At 54.8% G+C, this 19,853-nt stretch carries 16 protein-coding genes; 6 read left to right on the forward strand and 10 right to left on the reverse strand.

Annotated features, from left to right (window positions below; all coding sequences use genetic code 11):
- Positions 1-3: 3 nt before the first annotated feature.
- The 5 genes from ACR0CW_RS14630 to ACR0CW_RS14650 all read right to left on the reverse strand — a co-directional run bounded on the left by ACR0CW_RS14630 (position 4) and on the right by ACR0CW_RS14650 (position 4,888).
- Positions 4-861 carry an ABC transporter permease gene (locus ACR0CW_RS14630; RefSeq protein WP_480788356.1) on the reverse strand — a complete coding sequence of 286 codons (858 nt, stop codon included), beginning with the start codon at positions 859-861 and terminating at the stop codon, positions 4-6.
- Positions 858-1,799, reverse strand: a complete 942-nt coding sequence (locus ACR0CW_RS14635) for an ABC transporter permease (RefSeq protein WP_155149231.1) — start codon at positions 1,797-1,799, stop codon at positions 858-860. Before ACR0CW_RS14635 ends, ACR0CW_RS14630 begins: the two co-directional genes overlap by 4 nt.
- A gap of 56 nt (positions 1,800-1,855) precedes the next feature.
- Positions 1,856-3,439, reverse strand: coding sequence for an ABC transporter substrate-binding protein (locus ACR0CW_RS14640; protein WP_480788357.1), 1,584 nt, complete (start codon positions 3,437-3,439; stop codon positions 1,856-1,858).
- Positions 3,440-3,583: 144 nt separating this feature from the next.
- Positions 3,584-4,177: a helix-turn-helix domain-containing protein gene (locus tag ACR0CW_RS14645; protein WP_155149228.1), complete on the reverse strand. Its 594-nt coding sequence runs from the start codon at positions 4,175-4,177 to the stop codon at positions 3,584-3,586.
- A 249-nt stretch (positions 4,178-4,426) separates the two neighbouring features.
- Positions 4,427-4,888: an Lrp/AsnC family transcriptional regulator gene (locus tag ACR0CW_RS14650; protein ID WP_480788358.1), complete on the reverse strand. Its 462-nt coding sequence runs from the start codon at positions 4,886-4,888 to the stop codon at positions 4,427-4,429.
- A 114-nt stretch (positions 4,889-5,002) separates the two neighbouring features.
- Between ACR0CW_RS14650 and ACR0CW_RS14655 the strand changes: the two genes are divergently transcribed.
- Positions 5,003-6,145 (forward strand): amidohydrolase, encoded by a 1,143-nt coding sequence (locus ACR0CW_RS14655; protein ID WP_480788359.1) that lies wholly within the window; start codon positions 5,003-5,005, stop codon positions 6,143-6,145.
- A gap of 507 nt (positions 6,146-6,652) precedes the next feature.
- On the opposite strand, the gene ACR0CW_RS14660 is transcribed toward ACR0CW_RS14655, so the two are convergent.
- The 3 genes from ACR0CW_RS14660 to ACR0CW_RS14670 form a co-directional block, all read right to left on the reverse strand.
- Positions 6,653-8,266: a GMC family oxidoreductase gene (locus tag ACR0CW_RS14660; protein ID WP_480788360.1), complete on the reverse strand. Its 1,614-nt coding sequence runs from the start codon at positions 8,264-8,266 to the stop codon at positions 6,653-6,655.
- Positions 8,267-8,268: 2 nt separating this feature from the next.
- Positions 8,269-9,804, reverse strand: a complete 1,536-nt coding sequence (betC, locus tag ACR0CW_RS14665) for a choline-sulfatase (RefSeq protein WP_155149221.1) — start codon at positions 9,802-9,804, stop codon at positions 8,269-8,271.
- 76 nt (positions 9,805-9,880) lie between these two features.
- Positions 9,881-10,864 carry a Bug family tripartite tricarboxylate transporter substrate binding protein gene (locus tag ACR0CW_RS14670; protein WP_196223550.1) on the reverse strand — a complete coding sequence of 328 codons (984 nt, stop codon included), beginning with the start codon at positions 10,862-10,864 and terminating at the stop codon, positions 9,881-9,883.
- Between the two features lie 93 nt (positions 10,865-10,957).
- Between ACR0CW_RS14670 and ACR0CW_RS14675 the strand changes: the two genes are divergently transcribed.
- From ACR0CW_RS14675 to ACR0CW_RS14695, 5 genes are all read left to right on the forward strand, one after another.
- The gene (locus ACR0CW_RS14675; RefSeq protein WP_480788361.1) at positions 10,958-12,157 is read left to right on the forward strand and encodes an ROK family transcriptional regulator; all 1,200 of its coding nucleotides are present in this window, start codon (positions 10,958-10,960) and stop codon (positions 12,155-12,157) included.
- Positions 12,158-12,159: 2 nt separating this feature from the next.
- Complete coding sequence (locus tag ACR0CW_RS14680) at positions 12,160-12,675, forward strand: tripartite tricarboxylate transporter TctB family protein (protein WP_480788362.1); 516 nt, start codon at positions 12,160-12,162, stop codon at positions 12,673-12,675.
- A 13-nt stretch (positions 12,676-12,688) separates the two neighbouring features.
- A complete protein-coding gene (locus ACR0CW_RS14685) occupies positions 12,689-14,197 on the forward strand; it encodes a tripartite tricarboxylate transporter permease (protein WP_480788363.1) in 1,509 nt (502 codons plus the stop codon).
- Positions 14,198-14,219: 22 nt separating this feature from the next.
- Positions 14,220-16,022, forward strand: a complete 1,803-nt coding sequence (locus tag ACR0CW_RS14690) for a metallophosphoesterase family protein (protein ID WP_480788364.1) — start codon at positions 14,220-14,222, stop codon at positions 16,020-16,022.
- A gap of 119 nt (positions 16,023-16,141) precedes the next feature.
- A complete protein-coding gene (locus tag ACR0CW_RS14695) occupies positions 16,142-17,992 on the forward strand; it encodes an SLC13 family permease (RefSeq protein ID WP_480788365.1) in 1,851 nt (616 codons plus the stop codon).
- Between the two features lie 240 nt (positions 17,993-18,232).
- On the opposite strand, the gene ACR0CW_RS14700 is transcribed toward ACR0CW_RS14695, so the two are convergent.
- Complete coding sequence (locus tag ACR0CW_RS14700; protein ID WP_480788366.1) at positions 18,233-18,451, reverse strand: GDCCVxC domain-containing (seleno)protein; 219 nt, start codon at positions 18,449-18,451, stop codon at positions 18,233-18,235.
- Between the two features lie 483 nt (positions 18,452-18,934).
- Complete coding sequence (locus tag ACR0CW_RS14705; RefSeq protein ID WP_480788367.1) at positions 18,935-19,801, reverse strand: LysR family transcriptional regulator; 867 nt, start codon at positions 19,799-19,801, stop codon at positions 18,935-18,937.
- Positions 19,802-19,853: the final 52 nt, after the last annotated feature.

A 19,853-nucleotide genomic window follows, 5' to 3' on the forward strand; every position in this document is an offset into this window, starting at 1 on the left:
CCCTTATCCCCGCGGCCTAAGCAGATCGGCGAGCCCATCACCTAACAAAGAAAAGCCAAGACCTGTCAGTACGATGGCGATGCCGGGCATCAGGCTCAACCACCATGCCGTTGAGATGAAATTGCGCCCTTCGGCAATCAATACGCCCCATTCCGCCTGAGGAGGTTGCGCGCCCAAGCCCAGATAGCCCAGCGATGACCCGAGCAGGATTGCCAGTGCCATATCGGTCATCCAATAAACGATGACCGGGGTAATCGCATTGGGCAGCAAATGGCGAAAGATGATGCGTCGGTCGGAATATCCCATGACGATCCCGGCAGCTGCATAATCATTGCCCATCTGTGCAATCACCTCGGCCCGCATTAGGCGGGCATAGTAGACCCAGCCAACAACTGTGATGGCGATGTACATATTGATCAGACCGGGGCCCAGTACGGCGACAACGGCGATTACCAACACCAGAAAGGGAAAGGTAATTACCGCATCGACAACCCGGCCAAAGATGAGATCGGCAATGCCGCGATAGTAGCCGACCAGCGCCCCAATCACGACGCCGATCAGCAGGGCAAATACGGTGGCAAACACGGCCATCTGCATATTCACCTGATAGGCCCAGATCACGCGTGACAGGCTGTCTCGCCCCAACAGGTCGGTGCCAAAGGGATGTGCCCATGATGGAGGTTGCCGCACTGCCAGGTAGTCGATCGCGTTTGGGTCATAGGGCGCGAATGCTCCGGGAAAAACAGCAAGCATGATCGAAAACCCGATGATCATCAGGCCAGCCACAAAGCCTGGCTTACGCAGAGCCTGACGCCATTTGGACGGGTTTTGGGCCACGGGATTGAAGGTTGCATCGCTCATTGCAGGCGCATCCTTGGATCAAGGCGGCTCTGGAAAAGATCCGTCAGAAGAAAAACCAGCGAAACGAGGACTGCGAATGTCAATGTCAGCCCCTGAATCAACGGATAATCGCGGGCAAAGATGGCCTCGAGCATCAGTCGACCCATGCCCGGAACAGCAAATACGGTTTCAGTCACCAGCGTACCGCTCATCAGATTGCCAATAGACAGGCCCAGCAAGGTAACTGTTGAGATGAGTGCGTTTCGCAGAACATGTCGCCCGAGGATCAGACGCGTGGGCAGGCCTTTGGCACGGGCGAACTGAACGTATTCCGCATCCAAAACTTCGATAATTGCGCTGCGTAGGTTCCGCATGATGATGGCTGAAGTGTAGAGCGCGACTGTGATCGAGGGCAGAAACAGATGGTACAGACGCTCTCCGAACGTGTCGCCATATCCGCCAACCGGAAACAGGCGCAGCTGCGCTGCGAGAAAGGTCAGCAAGACCAGACCGATATAGAAAACTGGCATCGAGAGTCCGATTTGGAACACGGTGCGAATGACAGCGTCCGGCCAGCGCCCTCGATTGAGCGCGGCAACAAATGCCAGCGGTCCTGCGATCAGAAGCGACAATACGACCGAATAGAGGGTCAGAAACACGGTGATCGGCAATCGATCCGCGATCACGTCAATCACATCCGTACGCATGAGGATCGATCGGCCGAGATCGCCGTGAAGCGTGTTGCTCAGAAACAGCCAAAACTGCACCAGCATTGGCTCGGTCAGACCCAGCCTTTCCCGAATGGCCGCGATATCCGCGTCCGAAGCCCGGTCACCGGCCATCGCGATGGCAGGGTCGCCCGGCAGAAGACGCACGAGTAAAAAGATGATGACCATGACCAGAAAGAAGGTCGGGATCATCAGCAATAGCCGTTTCAAAATGTAAGTCAGGCTGGACAAGTCTACGCTCCGCAAAGGGCCCCGCCGCATCCGGCGGCGAGGCAAGAGGTCAGCTCTTAACGGCTGATTGTAGCTTCATCGAAGATGTTATTGCCCAGAGGCGTCTGAACATAGCCCTCGACTGCATTTCCAAGCGCGACTGCAAAGGGTGTTTCATACATGAACAGCAACGGGGCAGCCTCGGCATAAAGCTCCTGCATCCTTGCAAACTTGGCCTCACGCGCGGCCGGGTCCATCTCATTTGCGGCTTCTTCGAACAAAGTGTTGAACTCGGCGTTCTCCCAGCCTGTGCCCACGGCCTTAGCGGTGGGGGTATAGCCCAGCCATCCGACAACCTGACTTGGATCGTTCACGTCATTGACCCAGCCATATGTGTGGATGTCGAATTCACCAGAACGGTTCTTGGCCCCGCGGGTTGCTCCGTCCACCTGTTCGACGACCAGATCGATACCCAAAGGCGCCCACATCTGTTGCAGCGCGGCGAAGATCGTCGCATCATCCGCCGATCCGGCCAACGTGGTCAGGGTGACTTGTGTCCCGGGTTCAACGCCAGCTTCGCTGATCAGCGTCTTGGCCTTGTCCATGTCGTAGGTGTAGAGCGGACTCAGATCTGCTGCATACTGTGTCGCTTTCGCCATCAGGGGTGAACTCATGGGCTGGCCGGCACCATGTAGAACGACGCCAATCAGAGCGTCCTTGTTGGTCCCGTAGTTCAGAGCCTGCCGAACACGCGCATCGGCAAGCGGATTGGGCGATCCATCTGCGCGTGTTTCCCGCGTGTTGATCGGCGAGTAGATTATGCGGGTCGAAGGATAAAGCTGCATGCTGATATTCGGATCAGCTTCCAATTCGGCCACACGGCTAAAGGGGATAAATTCGGCAGCGTCGACCTCGCCCGCCTGCAGGCGCAGGATACGTGTTGCATCATCCGGAACAATTTCGAAATGCACGCCTTCGAGATATGGCAGCGGTTTGCCGTCCGACCCCATGCGCCAGTAGTGTTCGTTGGCACAGAAATCCATTGAGGCGCCCTGTTCGAAGCCGCACAGATAGAAGGGGCCGGAACCCATCCCAGCGGCCGTCGCTGCAAAGATTGCTGCCGATTTGTCCTGATCTGTTTCGCCGGATGCGGCATCAAACGCGGCTTTGGAAACAATCGCGGTGTTGAAAGTGGCCAACATCGATAGGATCGTAGGATCAGGATCATTCAGTGCAATGGTGATGGTGTTTCCATCCGCCGTTACACCACCGATAGATCCCAGCAATCCCGCCCATGGGCTGAGGTCAGGGTTACGCGCGCGATCCAATGAGAAGACAACATCCTCCCCGGTCATGGGTGAACCATCTGCGAATTTGATACCTTCGCGCAAGGTAAGCGTGACACTCTTTCCGTCATCAGAGACCGAATGGCTTTCCGCCAGTCCCGGTTCTACTGAATTTCCATCCGGGCTGCCGCGCAGCAGTGTGTCGAACAGACTGCCCACCATCCAAATGTCCGGATTGCGATCCGCATAGATCGGATCGATCAGGCGCGATCCATCGTATCGTGCAAAATTGAGCGTACCGCCCCGTTCCTGCGCAAACACTGGCATCGCCAGTGTTGCGGCAACTGTCACTCCCAATACCGTTCTCAGCTTCATCATCTTCTCCTCCCGCAAAGTCTTTGCTTTGTGAGGAGGGACAATAAGCGATTCTTAGTTTAACTAAAGTTTTTTTTAGTAATAAGTTAAAAAATCTTACTACCCATCGGATTTGAGGTGGCTGAGAAGCAGAATTTGGAGGGGTCAGCCTGCCTCAGTCATTGGTGATGTGGTCACCCAAAGCTCAACCGCTTCGACCTCGCCAAGTACGACGGAATAATGGCGTACCGAGGTGTCATGGTGAATCACATCTCCTGGCGACAGGATGAACACCTTGTCCCCAAGGTGATATTCCAACTGCCCAGACAGCAGGTAACAGAACGCCTCGCCGCCATGACACATCTTTTCTGACACATGCCCCGGAGGGCGATGCACGATCTGCGGGTGGAACAATGCACCGGCAAATCCAGGGCCCAGCTTTTCGTAGAACCGGCCTCGGGTACCAAGAGAATATGTCTGCCTGGCATCTTTGGCGACATATTCCGAAAACACTTCGGGTACACTCAGCAACTGCTCGATGCTGGTTTGCAGGGCTGCGGCTATAGCCATCAGAGACGTCAGTGAAGGTGAGCTTAGTCCGCGTTCCACTTGCGACAGAAAACCGGTCGTCAGATCTGTTGCCTTGGCAACTTGATCAAGGGTCTGCCCCATGGCCTTACGTCGCCGCCGGATCGCCGCACCCAGTTCGGTAGGCCGCCCTTTGGCTTTGGTCTTGGTATGTGCGGTCGGAGCTTGCATCCGATCTCTCCTGCTTCTTATCCGGCTTGAACCATTCAATAGGAGATTTGCATGAAGATCAAAATTAATTTTAGCCAGAGTAAAAACACGTACGTAACAATCGGTCTTTGGTATTCTCGTACAAGGCAAGGGTCAGCGTGATTGAGTTCAGTGTTTTGGAGGCCGCTCATAGTGCGTTCTTCGCTTTTGCTGCACATGCCACGGTGACCTTCAGGCAGGTCCATTTGTCCTGAGCCCAGGTCCTGACATTCAGATGTTAAGGGTGCTGCCGGTTTTGATTGCATCCATGGCGACATATGTCCTGAATTTCTTGATATTCTCGTTCGCGAAGAACATGCGCCGCGTGAAATCTTCATACGCCGACATGCACTCTACGACCACAACGAGCATGAAATCGATTTCCCCAGTCACATAGAAACACTGCTGCACCTCTGGGGCATCGCGGAATGCGAGCTTCGCGGCATCTATCTCAGTAGGTGTCTCGCTAACCAACTCCACCTCGACAAAGATCGTGAGCGCTAAACCCACCAATGCAGGGTCGACAACCGCTGTATTGGTTCGGATCACACCTTCTGCTTCCATACGCCTGATACGTCGCTGCACCGATGGAGCAGACAGATTTACAGCATTGCCAATCTTCTGCTGTGGCGTGCGGTTGTCCTTTTGCAGGATGCGGAGGATTGCCCTGTCAAAGTCGTCCAGTTGTATCATGTGAAATATTATTGCGTCAGCTAGCGCAATTTCCAGCGGATTTTTCCCTAGAGATGAAATAAAAACCCTCATCCTCTTAGGAGATATCGAGTTCATCGAATTGGAGCTGCATGAATGGGTGATTTTTCAGAGAATCTTCGTGCCTTACGTCACGAATTTCACGCTAACCCAGAGTTGGGGTTCCAGGAGGAATGGACAAAATCCCGTATTACCAAGCACTTGCATGATCTCGGGATAGAAGTGCACGAAGGTGTGGGCATAGTCGGCATCCTCCGAGCGGGCAAAGGCAATCGCGCCATCGGATTGAGGGCTGACTTCGATGCGCTCCCCATTACCGAAATCAACGACTTCCCTCACCGTTCCCGAAATGAAGGGATAATGCATGCATGCGGACATGACGGGCATACAACTATGTTGCTTGGCGCGGCTGAGTTACTAGTCAAAGACCCGGATTTCGATGGTACGGTTGTCTTACTGTTCCAGCCCAATGAAGAGCATGGTTTAGGTGCCAAGGCGATGATCGACGAAGGTGTATTGGAGCGCTTCCCAATCCAAGAGGTTTATGGCGCACATAATTTACCCGGCGAACCGGTGGGGCACGTGTCAACACGAGCAGGCGTTATTACGTTTAGCGAAAACTTGTTTGAAATCGAAATCAAGGGGCAGGGTGGTCATGCTTCCATGCCACATGTCGGGCGGGAGACCATAACTCCTGCCTCTGAACTCGTTCTTGCGTTGCAGACCATCGTTTCGAGGAGATTGCCACCCTCGTCCGGCGCGGTGGTTTCAGTGACCGAGTTCATTACGGATGGTCAGCGCAACGTCCTGCCTGGCTGCACGGTATTGAAGGGTGATGCTCGCGCAGCTTCGCCTGAGGACCGGCGCTTGATTGAGGACAGTATGCGCCAGATTGCTGCTGGCATTGCGCTGAGTCACAACGTTGATGTTAATGTGGAATTTCGTACTGAGTTCGTCGAGGCTGTTAACAATGTCGACGCGGCAAACCACGTTATTGCAGCCGCTGAAGCGCTTCAACTTGACACTGACGGCAATCGCCCCCCTATGACTTTCTCAGAAGATTTTGCCAATTTCGCGGCGGCGGTGCCGGGATGTTTCCTGCTTATCGGTAACGGGAAAGAAGGGTCTCATGGCCGCCCTTTGCATTCTGCGGATTACGATTTCAACGATGAGCTTCTTCCGATTGGCGCAAATTTGTGGGCTGAACTTGTTCGCCAACGGCTACCCAAACGCGGCTAACCTAGGAATCCAAAAGTCTCAAATATCTTCCTGCCATTCAGGCAATCCCCATTTCGGCCCGACAGCTCCGTGGGCGCTTGGTGGATTTGCGCCCTCTGAAGCGCGAGACTTCTCGACAACTAGCCAGAACGTTCCGTCGGAGGGTGTCCGTGAATATCTTGGTCGAAAGTGAGCGCCAGGATCCGCGGGTATCTGCAACGGAGTTGAAAATAATGTCTGGTTCGAAGTCGATGACAGGTGTGACGATATAGGACGCGAGAATGAGATTGGTGAATTCGCTTACGGCCTCTGCCGTTCAAACGGCTCGCTGGCCTAGCTATCTGACTCTGATGTGATCGCTAAACCCACTCACCGTGCTCAAAGTTTTGCAAAGCCTCCCCTTTCTCATTGCTGCTTGATGCCCTGCCAATGCAACACGGTGCAAAATGTAGATGTACAAAAACTGGTCTCTTATGGCTCTGGCTATCCGTCCAAGCGCGTTAACTCAAAACTGTCAGCGACATTAGCTTACTCCTTTCTTCTGTCCTCCAAAACCAAAGTGCTGCATTTCTCGCCGATCATGATCGATGGTGCATTTGTATTGCCGCTGACGATGTCTGGCATGATCGAGGCATCCGCCACACGCAGTCCACGGATGCCATGGACCCGAAGTCGCGGGTCAACGACTGCGCGGTCATCTGTGCCCATCTTGCAGGTCGAGGTGGGATGATAGATCGTCTGCGCCATGTTGCGGGCGGCTTCGAGGTGCTCTTCATCCGTTTCGATTTTGCCTGACGGCACATGTTCACGCACGATAAAGGGTGAAAGGGCGTTGGTCCTCGTCATTGCACGGGCAAATTTCACGGCCCGGATCGCGCAGAGTTGATCTCCGATTGTCGAAAGATAATTTGGCACGATCTTGGGATAGGCATGCGCATTAGGCGAAGAGATATGGATGTGGCCGCGGCTTTCAGGTCTCAGTTGGCAAACCGAGGAGGTGAAGCCGGAGAACGGATGCATTTCGATCCCCGGTTTGTCAGCAGATAGCGGCTGAAAGTGGAATTGAATGTCTGGCGTCGCCAGTCCTTCCATCGATTTGGCAAAAATTGCGACTTGGCTGGCGCCTAGGCTCATAGGCCCTGTTCGACGCAAGGCATATTCGATGCCGATCCCTGCGCGATGGAAGATATTGTTGATCGCGTCATTCAAAGTGGGGACGTTGACTTCATAGACTAGGCGGATCTGCAGGTGGTCCTGAAGATGCTCGCCAACGCCGGGCAGGGCGTGACGAACGTTTACACCAGCGGCCGTCAGGACATCGGGGTTTCCGATGCCCGATAACTCCAGCAGCTGTGGTGACCCGATAGCGCCGGCAGACAAGATGACTTCACCGCCCGGGTTCAGCATCGCTTGTTGTGCGGCGCCTTTGACGTCGTAGGAAACTCCCGTCACCTGCTTCGGTGCGTCAGAGGCAAAGATGAGGTTGGTGGTATGTGCGTGCGTGACAACGTCAAGGTTTCTCCGCTTGCCTTTGATGGGCGTTAGGAATGCCTTGGCCGAAGAGCAGCGGAAACCTTTGCGCGCGGTTTGGTGAAAATAACCTGCGCCCTCTTGTTTCTCGCCGTTATAATCGTCGGTCCGGGGCACGCCCATTTCGACGGCGGCTTCGATGAAAGCCTCGGATATAGGAGATTTGGCGCGGATCAGAGATACCGCCAATTCGCCATCTTTACCGTGCAGATCGGGGTCTGCATCTTCGTGAATTTCTGATCGCTTGAACAATGGCAACACATCATCCCAAGACCAGCCGGTGTTCCCCAATTGCGCCCAGCGATCATAGTCCTCTTTCTGGCCCCGCACATAAAGCAAGCCGTTGATCGAAGACGATCCGCCAAGGGTCTTTCCGCGCGGCCAATCCAGTGCGCGCCCGTTCAGACCGGGATCGGGGTCGGCCTTGTAGCACCAATCGGTGTTTGGATTATGCAGGGTTTTGAAGTACCCGACCGGAATGTGAATCCAGGGATTTGTGTCCTTTCCCCCGGCCTCGAGAAGCAGAACCCGGATTTTCGGGTCGGCGGACAATCTGTTTGCGATGACGCAGCCAGCAGAGCCTGCGCCAACAATAATATAATCATACGACATTTTTATACTCGGTCAGGCTTGGCCGGAGCCACATAGGGAAGGCGCGCGCGCGCTTTAGTATCCGCAGCACCAGCGTTCCGGATATAGCGTTCGTCGTCGTCTTTGCGGACGGTATATACGTAGGTGGGATCGCCTTCGGTTACCTTGTGTATGGCAAGGCGACGGACTTGGCTGGCACGGATCGTGTCGCGCAGTTCGTCCGGATTCCAACCATCAAACAAGATCGCTTCAAGTTCGGCTCTGATATCCGCACATTCCGGATCGGCGGCGCGGTTGGTTACTTCGTTGGGATCTTCTTCAACGTTGTAAAGAAGCGTATCGACCCCTTCGAGCCACATCAGTTTCCATGGACCCTTTCTAACCATGCGGCTGGGGCCGGTGGACCCGTCTGCGGCGAATTCCGAGATCACAACATCTGACAGTCCAGACGTGTCACCGTTCAGGGCAGGGACCAGAGACTGGCCGTCGATAGGAGCAGCATAGTCCTCGAATGAACCCTCAGCTGCGAGGTCCGTGAGTGTCGGCAGAAGATCTATGAGTGAGATATTCTCCTTCACTCGTGCCGGTTTGAAACGATCCGGCGCGTATACGATGAAGGGCACGCTGGAGGCCCACTCGAAGAAGTGTTGTTTGAACCACATGCCGCGCTCACCCATCATCTCGCCGTGGTCGGCGGTCAGTATGACGATGGTGTTGTCGATCTGGCCGGTCTTTTCCAGAACATCCACAAGGCGACCGACTTTTTCGTCTATATACGAGATCATTCCGTAATAGCCGTGGCGGGCTTTGCGGCGGTCTTCGGGTGTGACCGTGAACTCGTGCCGGGACTGACAGTAGTGCAGGTTGCGGCTGAGATGATCCATCTCATTCAATTCCAGAGGTGGGACCGCAGGGTATTCGATCTCATCATGATCGTAGAGGTCCCAGTACTCTTGCCCAATTACGAAAGGTGAGTGCGGAGACGTGAAGGACACCGTCAGCATAAAGGGGCGGTCGTCACCTTTGCGGGCCAGATCATACAGGGCCTGAACGCCGTGGTATTCGACCTCATCGTCATAATCCATTTGCATGGTACGGATCGCGGGGCCACTTTCCAGGATCGGGGCCATTGTCAGGTTGGTGGGCTTGTATTCGCGGCCCTTGGACCAATCTACGGTCCAGGCAAAGTTGGCCGGGTAGATTTCGGTCGTGTGACGTTTGTCATAACCGTGTAGCTGATCGGGGCCCACAAAGTGCATCTTGCCAGACATCTCGACCCGGTAGTCCATGCTACGCAGGTAGTGTGCGAATGTCGGGATGTCGGCGTGGAATTCACTGGCGTTGTCATACATGCCAATCGAGAACGGAAGCTTGCCTGCATGCATTGACGCGCGGGACGGTCCGCACATAGGCAGGTTGCAATAGCAGTTTTCAAACACCACTCCATTTTCCGCAAGCCGGTCAATGTTGGGCGCTTTGACGGTCTTGTTGCCATAGGCCGCCAACGCGTTCGCCGCAAGCTGGTCCGCCTGAATGAATAGGATGTTTGGACGTGCCATATTCGTTTCCTGAGAAATAAGGAGATTAAGCCCGGGCGGCGATAAGAGGGGAGGACCGCCCGGGACGCCGAGGTTGTTACTGGATTACCATTCCCAACTTGTCGGCTGTGTCGCTGAAGGTTTTAACCTGACCTTCAACGAATGCTTTTGTGTCGTCTGGTGACAGAACTGTTGGGACTGAGCCCAGTTTTTCTGTGGTCTCGACCCAGCTTTCATCAGCTGCAATTGCCCCAAGCACCTCGACCCATTTTGCCACGACATCCTCAGGCAGGTCTTTGGGTCCCCAGACACCTGTCCAGCCGACAACATTTTCCAAGTTAGGGTGCCCCAGTTCCTGTGCGGTTGGCGTGTCAGGAATGGCTGCAAAACGTTCGGGTGTGGTGGTCAGCAGGGGGCGGATCTGGTCAGATTCGATCGCACCGGACAGGCCCGAGAGATTGTGGAAGATCAAGTCGGCATGCCCGCCCACCACGGCTGCGGTCGCCTTGCCGCCGCCTTTGAACGGGACATGGATCAGCGCTTCGGAGTCGACGCCGAGATCATCCAGCATGATGAGCATCGCCATGTGCAGGAGGGTGCCAACACCGGCAGACGCATAGGACAGGCGCTCACCGTTTGCGATCGCTGTCTTCAGCTCATCAAAGCTCTGATACGGCGAGTCCGCGCTGACGCCCAATACAAACGGGTTCTTTTCGATCAGACCCAGAAAGGTAAAGTCGTCCCACTTGTACGGAATTGTGCGGTTAATCGCCGGAACGGTGGCCTGAGATCCAACGCGCGCCATCAGGAGGGTGTAGCCATCGGGGCGTGATTTGGCGACCTGAGTCGAGCCAACAACACCTCCCGCACCGGTCTTGTTTACCACTAGAATGTTCTCGCCCAAGTAGTCCGGCGCCTCAGTGCTGAGGGTACGCGCGGCCAGATCAGCAGCGCCGCCGGGGCCATATGGCACCACTAAAGTCACTGGTTTACTTGGATAATCTTGCGCGGACGCTCCCATCGGGATCGCGAGCAGAGCAAGGCTGCTCAGCGCTGCGGTTACTGTGTTTCTGACTGTCATTTGTTGCGTCTCCCTGAATCGAGTGGGACTCACCATAATAAAATACTTGCAGTAAGTAAATAATTAAGTAAAGATACATTCAGGAGGTGCAAAATGGCAGGTTGGTCACAGGAAGAGATCGGTCGCGGGAACCGGCAAAGGGTTCTGGGTGAGATACTGGGATCAGGCACGATTTCGCGAACGCAGATCGCAGATAACCTCGCGCTGAATGCCGCTAGCGTTTCGAGAATTACGCGAGAGCTGATCGAAGCGCGGCTGGTTCAGGAGGTTGGCGTGTCCCAACCCGAAGGGCGCAGGGGGCCAAGAACTAAAAAACTGACCATGGACCGATCCGGGGGTTATGTGATCGGAATCGGTATCAATGCGTATCAGCAGGTAGTCACGCTTGCCGATCTGTCGAATAATCGCATCGCATCTTGGGATGCGGGCGGGGCGGGTCTAACCGACGGCACCAGTTTCATAAGGGCTTGCTGTAAGCAGGCAAAAGCCTTGATTGAAGAGCATGTCCCAGAAAAGGATCGGCTTTTTGGGGTTGGCCTGACGATCGCCGGCAATCTGGACAAAGCCCGCGGGATTGTCATTTCCGCGCCCACACTCGGCTGGGCAGAAGAAACCAATGTTTGCGGGATCGTGAGACAAGAGCTTGGTGTTCCAGTTGCGCTTGAAACACCAAGTGCTGCGATCTGCCAATCCGAAGTTGCTTTTGGTGCTGCGCGGAACATCGAAAATGTCGCTGTGATTTACTGCGCAATGGGTTTCGGTATCGGGCTACAGGTCAACGGCCAGCCCTATAGTGGGATTGGTCGGGTTGGTGGCGTTTTAACCGAGGCCAGGACCACTGAAGGAGTGGGATCCAACTCAGCCGTTTCTCTGTCTGATCTGTGTGGCGGAAAGGCGTTGTTACGTCAGCTGCTGACACCAAAGATATTTGATGCGCTGTCCGATCAGGAGAGAGCCCAGAAAATCCGGGATGTTGTTTCAGCGGCCAATGACGCGGATGGAGAATATAGAACTGTCGTGGAAGATTTCGGGGCCAGGGCGGCAAACTGCTTTTCGCTAAGCCTGACGGTTCTGCAGCCTGAACTGGTTTTGCTCGCCGGCCCTTTGGCGCAGTCGCCATACTATCTGGAGGCATTTCGAAAGCAGATCGACAATCTGAAAGCCGACCTGCAGCAGCCGATCAAAATCAAATCCAGCGCGATGACCCACATGGGGGCGGCACGTCTGCTGTCGCTTCACGAAAACATCGCAAACGCAGAGCTGGATCTGAATCTGCTAAAGGGAGGAAGCTGACAGTGGATAGTTCAAAGAAACTCGACCTGTTTGCAGGGGCGTTATTCCTTGTCCTGGGCATTCTGACGCTGATTGTGCTTATTCCCGTAGGTGTCGATTCACCGGGGTCTGTTGAGATTTCAGCATTGTCGCCGGAATTCTGGCCAAGAGTGATCGCTATTGCGGTTGTGGTCGTCGCGCTATGTCTGATGGCTGAGTCCTACTTTTTGAAAGTACCTGAAGCCGATGCGAACGAAGATGCAGAAGCTGATGCTGTCTATAAGCTGGATACGCTTCCCGGAACTCTGCGGACGATCATCCTGATCTTCGCGTTGTTCCTGTTCTACTTTGCTTTGACGACCCTGGGCGTGGTTGCAAGCTCGATCGTTCTGATGCTCGCCATGATGCTCTTTTTCGGCGAACGCAAGTGGTACTACATCGTCCCGATCAGCATCATTCTACCTATTCTTCTGTACCTGTTCTTTCTGCACATCGCGGGTGTGCCGATGCCGCTTGGCATGTTCGAAACGCTAGGCTGAGGAGACCCTGAGCATGATCGAGAATATTTCCACAGCCTTCCAGCTATTCCTCAGCTTCGAGAACATTCTGGTTATCGGCATCGGTGTTTTGATCGGTACTATTATCGGTGCAATACCGGGGATGACGACACCGATGGGTGTGGCTTTGGCCCTGCCGTTTACATTCACGATGCAGCCAGTGACCGGCATTCTGCTGTTGTTGGGTGTTTACAAGGGCGGTTTGTATGGCGGGTCCCTGACCGCAATCCTGATCAAGACGCCCGGAACCCCGGCAGCGTCCTGTACCATTCTGGATGGTTATCCACTGGCCCAAAAGGGACAAGCGCGAAAGGCGTTGGATATCGCGCTTTATGCATCTTGTGTGGCCGATCTGATCTCGAACATCGCTCTGATCATGTTCGCTGGTTTTCTGGCAACCTTCGCATTGCGTTTTGGGCCGCCGGAGTTCTTCACTCTGATCGTCTTTTCCCTGACGATCATCGCCGGTGTTGCGGGCCCCAGCCTGACCAAAGGTATCCTGTCCGCCTGCCTCGGCCTGATGCTCGCCACCGTTGGACTTGATCTAATCTACGGCACGAACCGGTTCATCTTTGGCAATTATGAACTGATGTCCGGGCTGAACTTTATTCCGGTGCTCATCGGCCTGTTTGCGATCCCGGAAATCCTCGACCGTGCAACACGCCGTCCCCGTCCTCCGGGGGCACAACGCCAGGAACTGGGTAGCGGTGCAAGCTTTGCCGAATTCCGCAAGACCTTGAAATCGGTTATCCGCGGTAGCTTCATCGGCGTTATTCTGGGCGCTATTCCCGGTATTGGCGGCGCTCCGGCGGCCTTCCTGAGCTACAGCGAGGCGCGCAGAAACTCAAAACATCCGGAAAACTTCGGTAAGGGCGAACCCGAGGGTGTCGCCGCAGCCGAGGCGGGAAACAATGGCGTGGCCGGCGCGACGATGATCCCATTGCTGGCGTTGGGTGTGCCGGGTGATGTGATCACGGCCGTGATCCTTGGCGCGTTCATGATCCACGGATTGCGTCCGGGTCCCATCCTCTTCGCGGAAAACCTGCCGATGATCTATGCGCTGTTCATGGGTATCCTCCTCAGCTCGGCCTATCTGTTCATCGTCGGCAAGGTCGCCATCAAAACCTTCAGCCGCGTTGCTCTGATCCCGAACCGCATCCTTTACCCGATTGTCTTCACGCTGTGCGTCTATGGCGCCTACGCGGTGAACAACAACCTGTTCGACATTCTGGTTATGCTGTGCATGGGCCTCGTTGGTTTCGCGATGCTGCGGTTGGATATCCCGGTCGCGCCGTTCCTGATCGCCTTCGTTCTTGGACCGTTTCTTGAGGATAATTTCCGCCAATCACTGCTGTTGTCTGACGGCAGCCTGTCAATCTTTGTCAGAAACGCGATTTGCTGGCTTTTCTGGTTACTCACGGCCCTGTCGATCTTTGTGCTCATCCGATCCCGTATACGTGCGTCACGCACGGGACAGGCATCAGTGCTGACGACTGGCGGATAATCTCAAAGACAAGGACAAGACAATGGCTAACGCAGACAATGCTGGTCTGGGGCGCTTTGCATACAGTTTTGCAGTGATATCGGACACGCATGTCAATCCGGATGAAGACAAGTGTAATTCGCCTTTTCCCGTTAACGCCCGTGCTAACAGACGCTTCCGATATGTCGTGGCGGATATCAACCGCAGAAAGGTGGATTTCGTCGTCCATCTTGGTGATTTACTTCATCCGGTCCCCGAAACCGGAGCGCTGTATGCGCAGGCTGCCAATGCCTACCGCGCGATCGTGTCTGACCTGACGATTCCGATCCATGTGCTGCCGGGCAATCACGATATCGGAGACACGCCGATCAGTGGTGGGCCGGCAAGCCCGACCACGCTGGCGATGATCGACGCATGGGAAGGTGAGTTCGGCGTACATTACCAAAGCTTCGAAAAGGGTGGCGTTCGCTTCATTCTGTTGAATGCGCAGTTGATAAATTCCGGTCTGCAGGCAGAGGAAGATCAAAGAAACTGGGTCGAGACCGAGCTTGCGGCCGCACAAGGTCAGCGCGTCATGCTCATGCTGCACCACCCGGCCTATCTGTGCCATCCCGACGAGTTGGATCACTATGACAACACCGATCAGCCGGGACGGGGTTGGCTGTTGGGCCTGTTAGAGAACCATGGGGTCGAGGCCATGTTCTCGGGTCACGCTCATAACTTCTGGTATGATCGCTATGGCGAGACGGATTTCTACCTGGCTCCGGCGACCAGTTTTGTTCGCCAGGACTATTCGGAAATGCTGCGCGCGATCCCGCCCGATGGCAGCGAATTCGGCCGCAATGATGCGGCCAAGCTGGGGTACTTTGTGGTGAACGTCTACGAGAACGGCCACGTCACCAAGTTTGTTCGGACAAATGGGGTGGAACTTGCTCAGGGTGAAAAACTCGTAGGCGAGATGTTGGAGCTCGCGCCGGAACCAAGGGAAAACACCAACCCGCTGATCGGTTTCGACCTGCGTCAGAATTGGGCCGAAATCTTGGAAGTGCCGCCCAGTGGTGGACTGGATGAGTTCGATCGAAAACCTGTGCGCAACGACTATCACCTGCTAGCTCTGCAAGAGATGGGTGTGCGCGATATTCGCATCCCTCTGCACGACCTCCTCGATCCTGCACGACGAGCACGGATTGGTGTGCTGAAGCATCTTGGGTTCCGAATTACTCTGTTCGGATTTGGTGTTCCGGAGAAACACCTGGATCTGATCGCTTCCGAAGCGGACAAACTGACCGATTGGGAAATCACGGTTAACTGGAGCGATGTGGAACCAGCGACTGATGCACTGGTCAAAGCTCACGCCGCGACTGGCCTGCCAAACTACATCTCCCGGATGCGTACAAAGGACGATATCAAGGCCGAAGGTACGTATTTCCATGTTATCAATCACGGGTTCAACACAGAGGATTCCGAACAGCTTGCCTTCCTTGCCGCGCTACCAAAGCCTTGCGGCGTTGTCGGCGCTGTTTTTCGTCTCGGCAACAGTGATCCGGTCAGCCAGAAGTTGGATACTGCAGATCGCGCAGTCGCGGCCCTCGGCTTGAAAGCATCGGTGCACCTGAGGGTCGCCGGCGACAACCCAGCCGTACCGCACATGGATGATAACGCAACGGTTGCGCGGGTCCTTGAAGCGATGGACACCCGCGCGAAGCTCAGGAATACGCGTGTTTTCTGTGACACTCTGGTTGATGTGGATCGGGGGTATTTCGTGCGCAACGGAGCCATTGATCGCTGTAACAATCCACGGCCACTGCATGATGCTGTTCGTACGCGGCATGCACGGAATGCCTGAAATCCTCAAGACTTGGCCCTCGCCTGACTTTCCGGTGAGCTCTTCTTCTTGGGGTGCCGCCTCGCTGAACCCGCTCCCACGGGTTAACTCTCGGTTTCAAGCCTAGGTAGGACTATGTAATGGAGACCTTCGGCCTTACGACAGAAATGATTGTCGTATTGATCCTGTTAGGCGTAACCGTCTTCCTCTTCGTCTCTGAGATCGTTCGGGTCGATGTGGCAGCTATATTGATCATGGTCACCTTGGGAGTGCTTTCGGCCATACCCGGACTGCAGGGTCTTGCCGATCCCCGGCATCTGTTTGACGGCTTTGCAAGTAACGCAGTGATTTCTATCATTGCCGTCATGATCATCGGGGCGGGGCTGGATCGGACCGGTGTCTTGTCACATGTGGCCCGCTGGATCATGCGCGTGGGCGGTACAACAGAGACCCGGATCATGTTGTTGATTTCGTCGATTGTGGGCGTCATCTCATCCTTCATGCAGAACGTTGGCGCCGCGGCCTTGTTTCTGCCGGTCGTCTCGCGCATTTCGGTGCGATCCGGCCTTCCAATGTCGCGGCTTCTGATGCCGATGGGGTTTTGCGCCATTCTGGGCGGGACCATGACAATGGTTGGATCGTCACCCCTGATCCTGCTCAATGATCTTATCCTGACTATCAACAACTCGCTGCCTGCTGAGCAACAGATGGAGACCTTTGGCCTGTTCGATGTCACGCCAGTGGGTGCAGCATTGGTCGTGACCGGACTTGTTTATTTTACCGTGATTGGCCGCTTTCTGTTGCCGACAAGGCAGGACGTTGGCGGTGCCGAGGGTCTCAGCGTCGAAGACTATCTCAACGCAACCTACGGGATTGTTGGAACAATCCATGAATTGACGCTGCCAGAAAAACACGAACTTGCGGGGCAGACGGTCGATGAAATCCAGCGCAGCAACCATATCCAGATCATTGCTGTTCAGCAGGGTGCAAACACCGTCATGGCACCGCCGCGCGACATGGTTATCGAAGTTCCAGGCGCGTTGGCGGTCATTGCGGATGCTGAAACGCTGAAACAATTCACGGCGCGGTATGGTCTTTCCGCGCTGGAAAAGCTGGACCGGTTTTCAGATGCTTTAGAGCCGGGCAAAGCAGGTATCGCTGAGGTCGTGATTCCTCCGGGGTCGGGTATGATCGGTGAAACGGGGCGTTCAAGCTGGCTGCGCAAAGTCTATGGCTTGGCCCCGCTGGCGATTTACAGGGGCGGTGAGACTCTTTCCAGCGACCAGGAAGATATTGGTGAAATTCCGTATCTGGCTGGTGACACGCTAGTGTGCCACACGCCGTGGGACGCGCTTGTGAGGTTAGAAAAGAACCGGGATTTTGTCGTCGTGACCTCGGATTTCCCGCACGAGGAACTGGTTCCTCAGAAAGTAGGCTGGGCTTTGTTGTTCTTTGCGATTGCACTTGGGCTGGTACTATTTTCGGATTTGCGGTTGTCAATCTGCCTGCTTGTCGGGGCCGCGGGTATGATCGTCAGTCGCGTTCTGACAATAGATGACGCTTACAGCGCCGTCAGTTGGAGCACGGTGTTCCTGCTGGCCAGCCTAATACCTCTCGGGGTCGCCGTGCAGTCGACAGGAACGGCTGAGTGGATTGCACAGCAAGTCCTAAAACTTCTTGGCGACGCCCCGATTTGGGTGTCGCAGGCGGCGATTGCTGCGCTTGCGACTGTGTTCACACTGTTGATGTCCAATGTTGGCGCAACGGTTCTTCTGGTGCCTTTGGCAGTGAATGTCGCAATCGGTTTGGGCGCCGATCCCGCGTTATTTGCAATTACCGTGGCGTTGGCGACCTCAAATTCGTTCCTGATCCCAACCCATCAGGTCAACGCACTGATCATGGGACCGGGTGGATACTCTGTTGTAGACTTCTCAAAAGTGGGCGGTGTCATGACACTGCTGTTTCTGATTGTTCTAGTGATCGCCGTTTAACGAGTTCGATCAGCTAGGCTGGACATGGCTGAGCGCGGGTGAAACCGAGCATCGAGCGGAACCGATATTTGGTGTTCGGGTTTCAGTCCTTTACATCTGCGTCGGCATCCTAGGCGGGTCTTGAAATCGCGCACGTGATCCGAAACCCGGATACATTTGAGCGTTCATCATCCGATAAAACCGGTTCTTCAGTAAGCTGTAGTGATAGCTTTGAGGACGGGCGTGATCTCATGGCGAGGATCACCCACAACAGCTCTTTCCCTCTTGGATCGGTGGGCAGGCGACGGTCCCATAAGAGCAGAAAACGCAGCAATCCCCGGGCAACGGCTTCAAAATGGTGCGGCAAGCAGCGCACTCGTAGAACCACTGGCACTCATCGGTAGGCATGGTTTCGACGGTTGAATGGCCGCACTCAGAACAAGTGATTTTGCTTTCTAGGGTCACATTCAGGTCATTCATATTGTCACTTTGGAGATACGAGACAGTCGTGAATACGGGCTTCGTAGAACACGATAATCTAGGTCAAGGCAGTTGGTATACTGGTTTCCGTGAGCGTATCCATTTAGATGCGCCAGTGTTTTCTTTATGTATTTCCAATACTCAAGCAATCAGCACCATGATAAAGACCATGGCGAGCAGGTAGGAATTCGCTGCCGCAATCTTTCCGAACACAACCAGCCAACCTCTGCCCTGGCCGATGATCTAAACGGCAATAGGCGACCTGCAGTGAGAAGGACGCACAAGTGCAAACAGGCCCATTGCGCCAATCAAGGTGCAGCTTGAGCCCGTGGCGCTTGCTCCCATTCGTGCTGCTATGCATCCCCTAGTAGCTGAGGGTTGATATGAAAAAATGTTCGCATAACCGCGGTTGGTGGAGCATCAAGGCATGGCGGAGCACCGATAGAGACAATCTGTTACTACAAAAGAATTCTGTCATGCCGCCTAACTCAATTTCTCTTTTGCTCGGCTCCTTATCCAATCGGCGAATAAGTTGGCGATTGGTTGAGCATCAGAGTTTACCTCAAGCCGGTAGCCCCGGTTGGAGCGGACAGACTGTGTTCCTACGTGAACGAGCCGCCCTTGTTCGAAGAACTTGTCAACAAACGGTAAAAATCCGATCGCAACCCCCCGCCCAAATGCTGCAGCTTCGAGAACGATGTGTGGTTCTTCCAGTACTTCCCCGCGTTCAGCATACTCCGCTGGAGCGCCTGTAGCAGAAAGCCAGTGGCGCCATGCGGTGCGATCACGGTAGTGAATTGGTGGTAGCTTACCTTCCCAGAAATTCTCACCGACGTTCAGACCGGGTGCTGCAACAGGGACAGCTTTGGTGTTGAAAAGCAGAGTTGTTCCGGTTGCTGGATCGTCCAATTGATCCCAGATGATCGAAACATCTGCCAAACGCGCATCCGGCCGCCCGATCACATGGATCAAATCCACTCGCAATCCGGGATGCTGGGCCTCGAACGCGCCGATCCTCGGCAGCAGCCACTGCGATGACAGATAAGGTCCAACCGAAACGCGCAACACCTCATGGGTTGTCAATTTACCAGTGATCTCTTTGAGTTCATTCCAGATCACTGCGGTAGCACGCACCAGCTCGGCGCCATCCTGAGTGAGTCTGACTTCTCGCACGCGACGCTCGAACAACCGTTTTCCAATGGCGTTTTCAAGCGCCGTGATGCGGTGGCTGACAGCCGACGGCGTCACGTTCAGGATATGAGCCGCGCGGGAAAAGCTCAGGCTTTCGGCGGCATGATGAAAATAGACTAAGGCACCCAGATAAGAGGGGTCTTTGGGATCGGCCAGCATTTGGATTCCATAAGTGAGCTTAGCTCAACCTTCCTGTGTTGAATTCGAATTT

This window comes from Ruegeria sp. CH6 (genome assembly GCF_056537005.1).

What these genes read in the sequence shown, in the direction of transcription:
- ACR0CW_RS14630 (WP_480788356.1), bottom strand. Translation starts at nt 861, where the DNA reads ATGAGCGATGCAACCTTCAATCCCGTGGCCCAAAACCCGTCCAAATGG.
- ACR0CW_RS14640 (WP_480788357.1), bottom strand. Translation starts at nt 3,439, where the DNA reads ATGAAGCTGAGAACGGTATTGGGAGTGACAGTTGCCGCAACACTGGCG.
- ACR0CW_RS14645 (WP_155149228.1), bottom strand. Translation starts at nt 4,177, where the DNA reads ATGCAAGCTCCGACCGCACATACCAAGACCAAAGCCAAAGGGCGGCCT.
- ACR0CW_RS14650 (WP_480788358.1), bottom strand. Translation starts at nt 4,888, where the DNA reads ATGATACAACTGGACGACTTTGACAGGGCAATCCTCCGCATCCTGCAA.
- ACR0CW_RS14655 (WP_480788359.1), top strand. Translation starts at nt 5,003, where the DNA reads ATGGGTGATTTTTCAGAGAATCTTCGTGCCTTACGTCACGAATTTCAC.
- ACR0CW_RS14660 (WP_480788360.1), bottom strand. Translation starts at nt 8,266, where the DNA reads ATGTCGTATGATTATATTATTGTTGGCGCAGGCTCTGCTGGCTGCGTC.
- betC (WP_155149221.1), bottom strand. Translation starts at nt 9,804, where the DNA reads ATGGCACGTCCAAACATCCTATTCATTCAGGCGGACCAGCTTGCGGCG.
- ACR0CW_RS14670 (WP_196223550.1), bottom strand. Translation starts at nt 10,864, where the DNA reads ATGACAGTCAGAAACACAGTAACCGCAGCGCTGAGCAGCCTTGCTCTG.
- ACR0CW_RS14675 (WP_480788361.1), top strand. Translation starts at nt 10,958, where the DNA reads ATGGCAGGTTGGTCACAGGAAGAGATCGGTCGCGGGAACCGGCAAAGG.
- ACR0CW_RS14685 (WP_480788363.1), top strand. Translation starts at nt 12,689, where the DNA reads ATGATCGAGAATATTTCCACAGCCTTCCAGCTATTCCTCAGCTTCGAG.
- ACR0CW_RS14690 (WP_480788364.1), top strand. Translation starts at nt 14,220, where the DNA reads ATGGCTAACGCAGACAATGCTGGTCTGGGGCGCTTTGCATACAGTTTT.
- ACR0CW_RS14695 (WP_480788365.1), top strand. Translation starts at nt 16,142, where the DNA reads ATGGAGACCTTCGGCCTTACGACAGAAATGATTGTCGTATTGATCCTG.
- ACR0CW_RS14700 (WP_480788366.1), bottom strand. Translation starts at nt 18,451, where the DNA reads ATGAATGACCTGAATGTGACCCTAGAAAGCAAAATCACTTGTTCTGAG.
- ACR0CW_RS14705 (WP_480788367.1), bottom strand. Translation starts at nt 19,801, where the DNA reads ATGCTGGCCGATCCCAAAGACCCCTCTTATCTGGGTGCCTTAGTCTAT.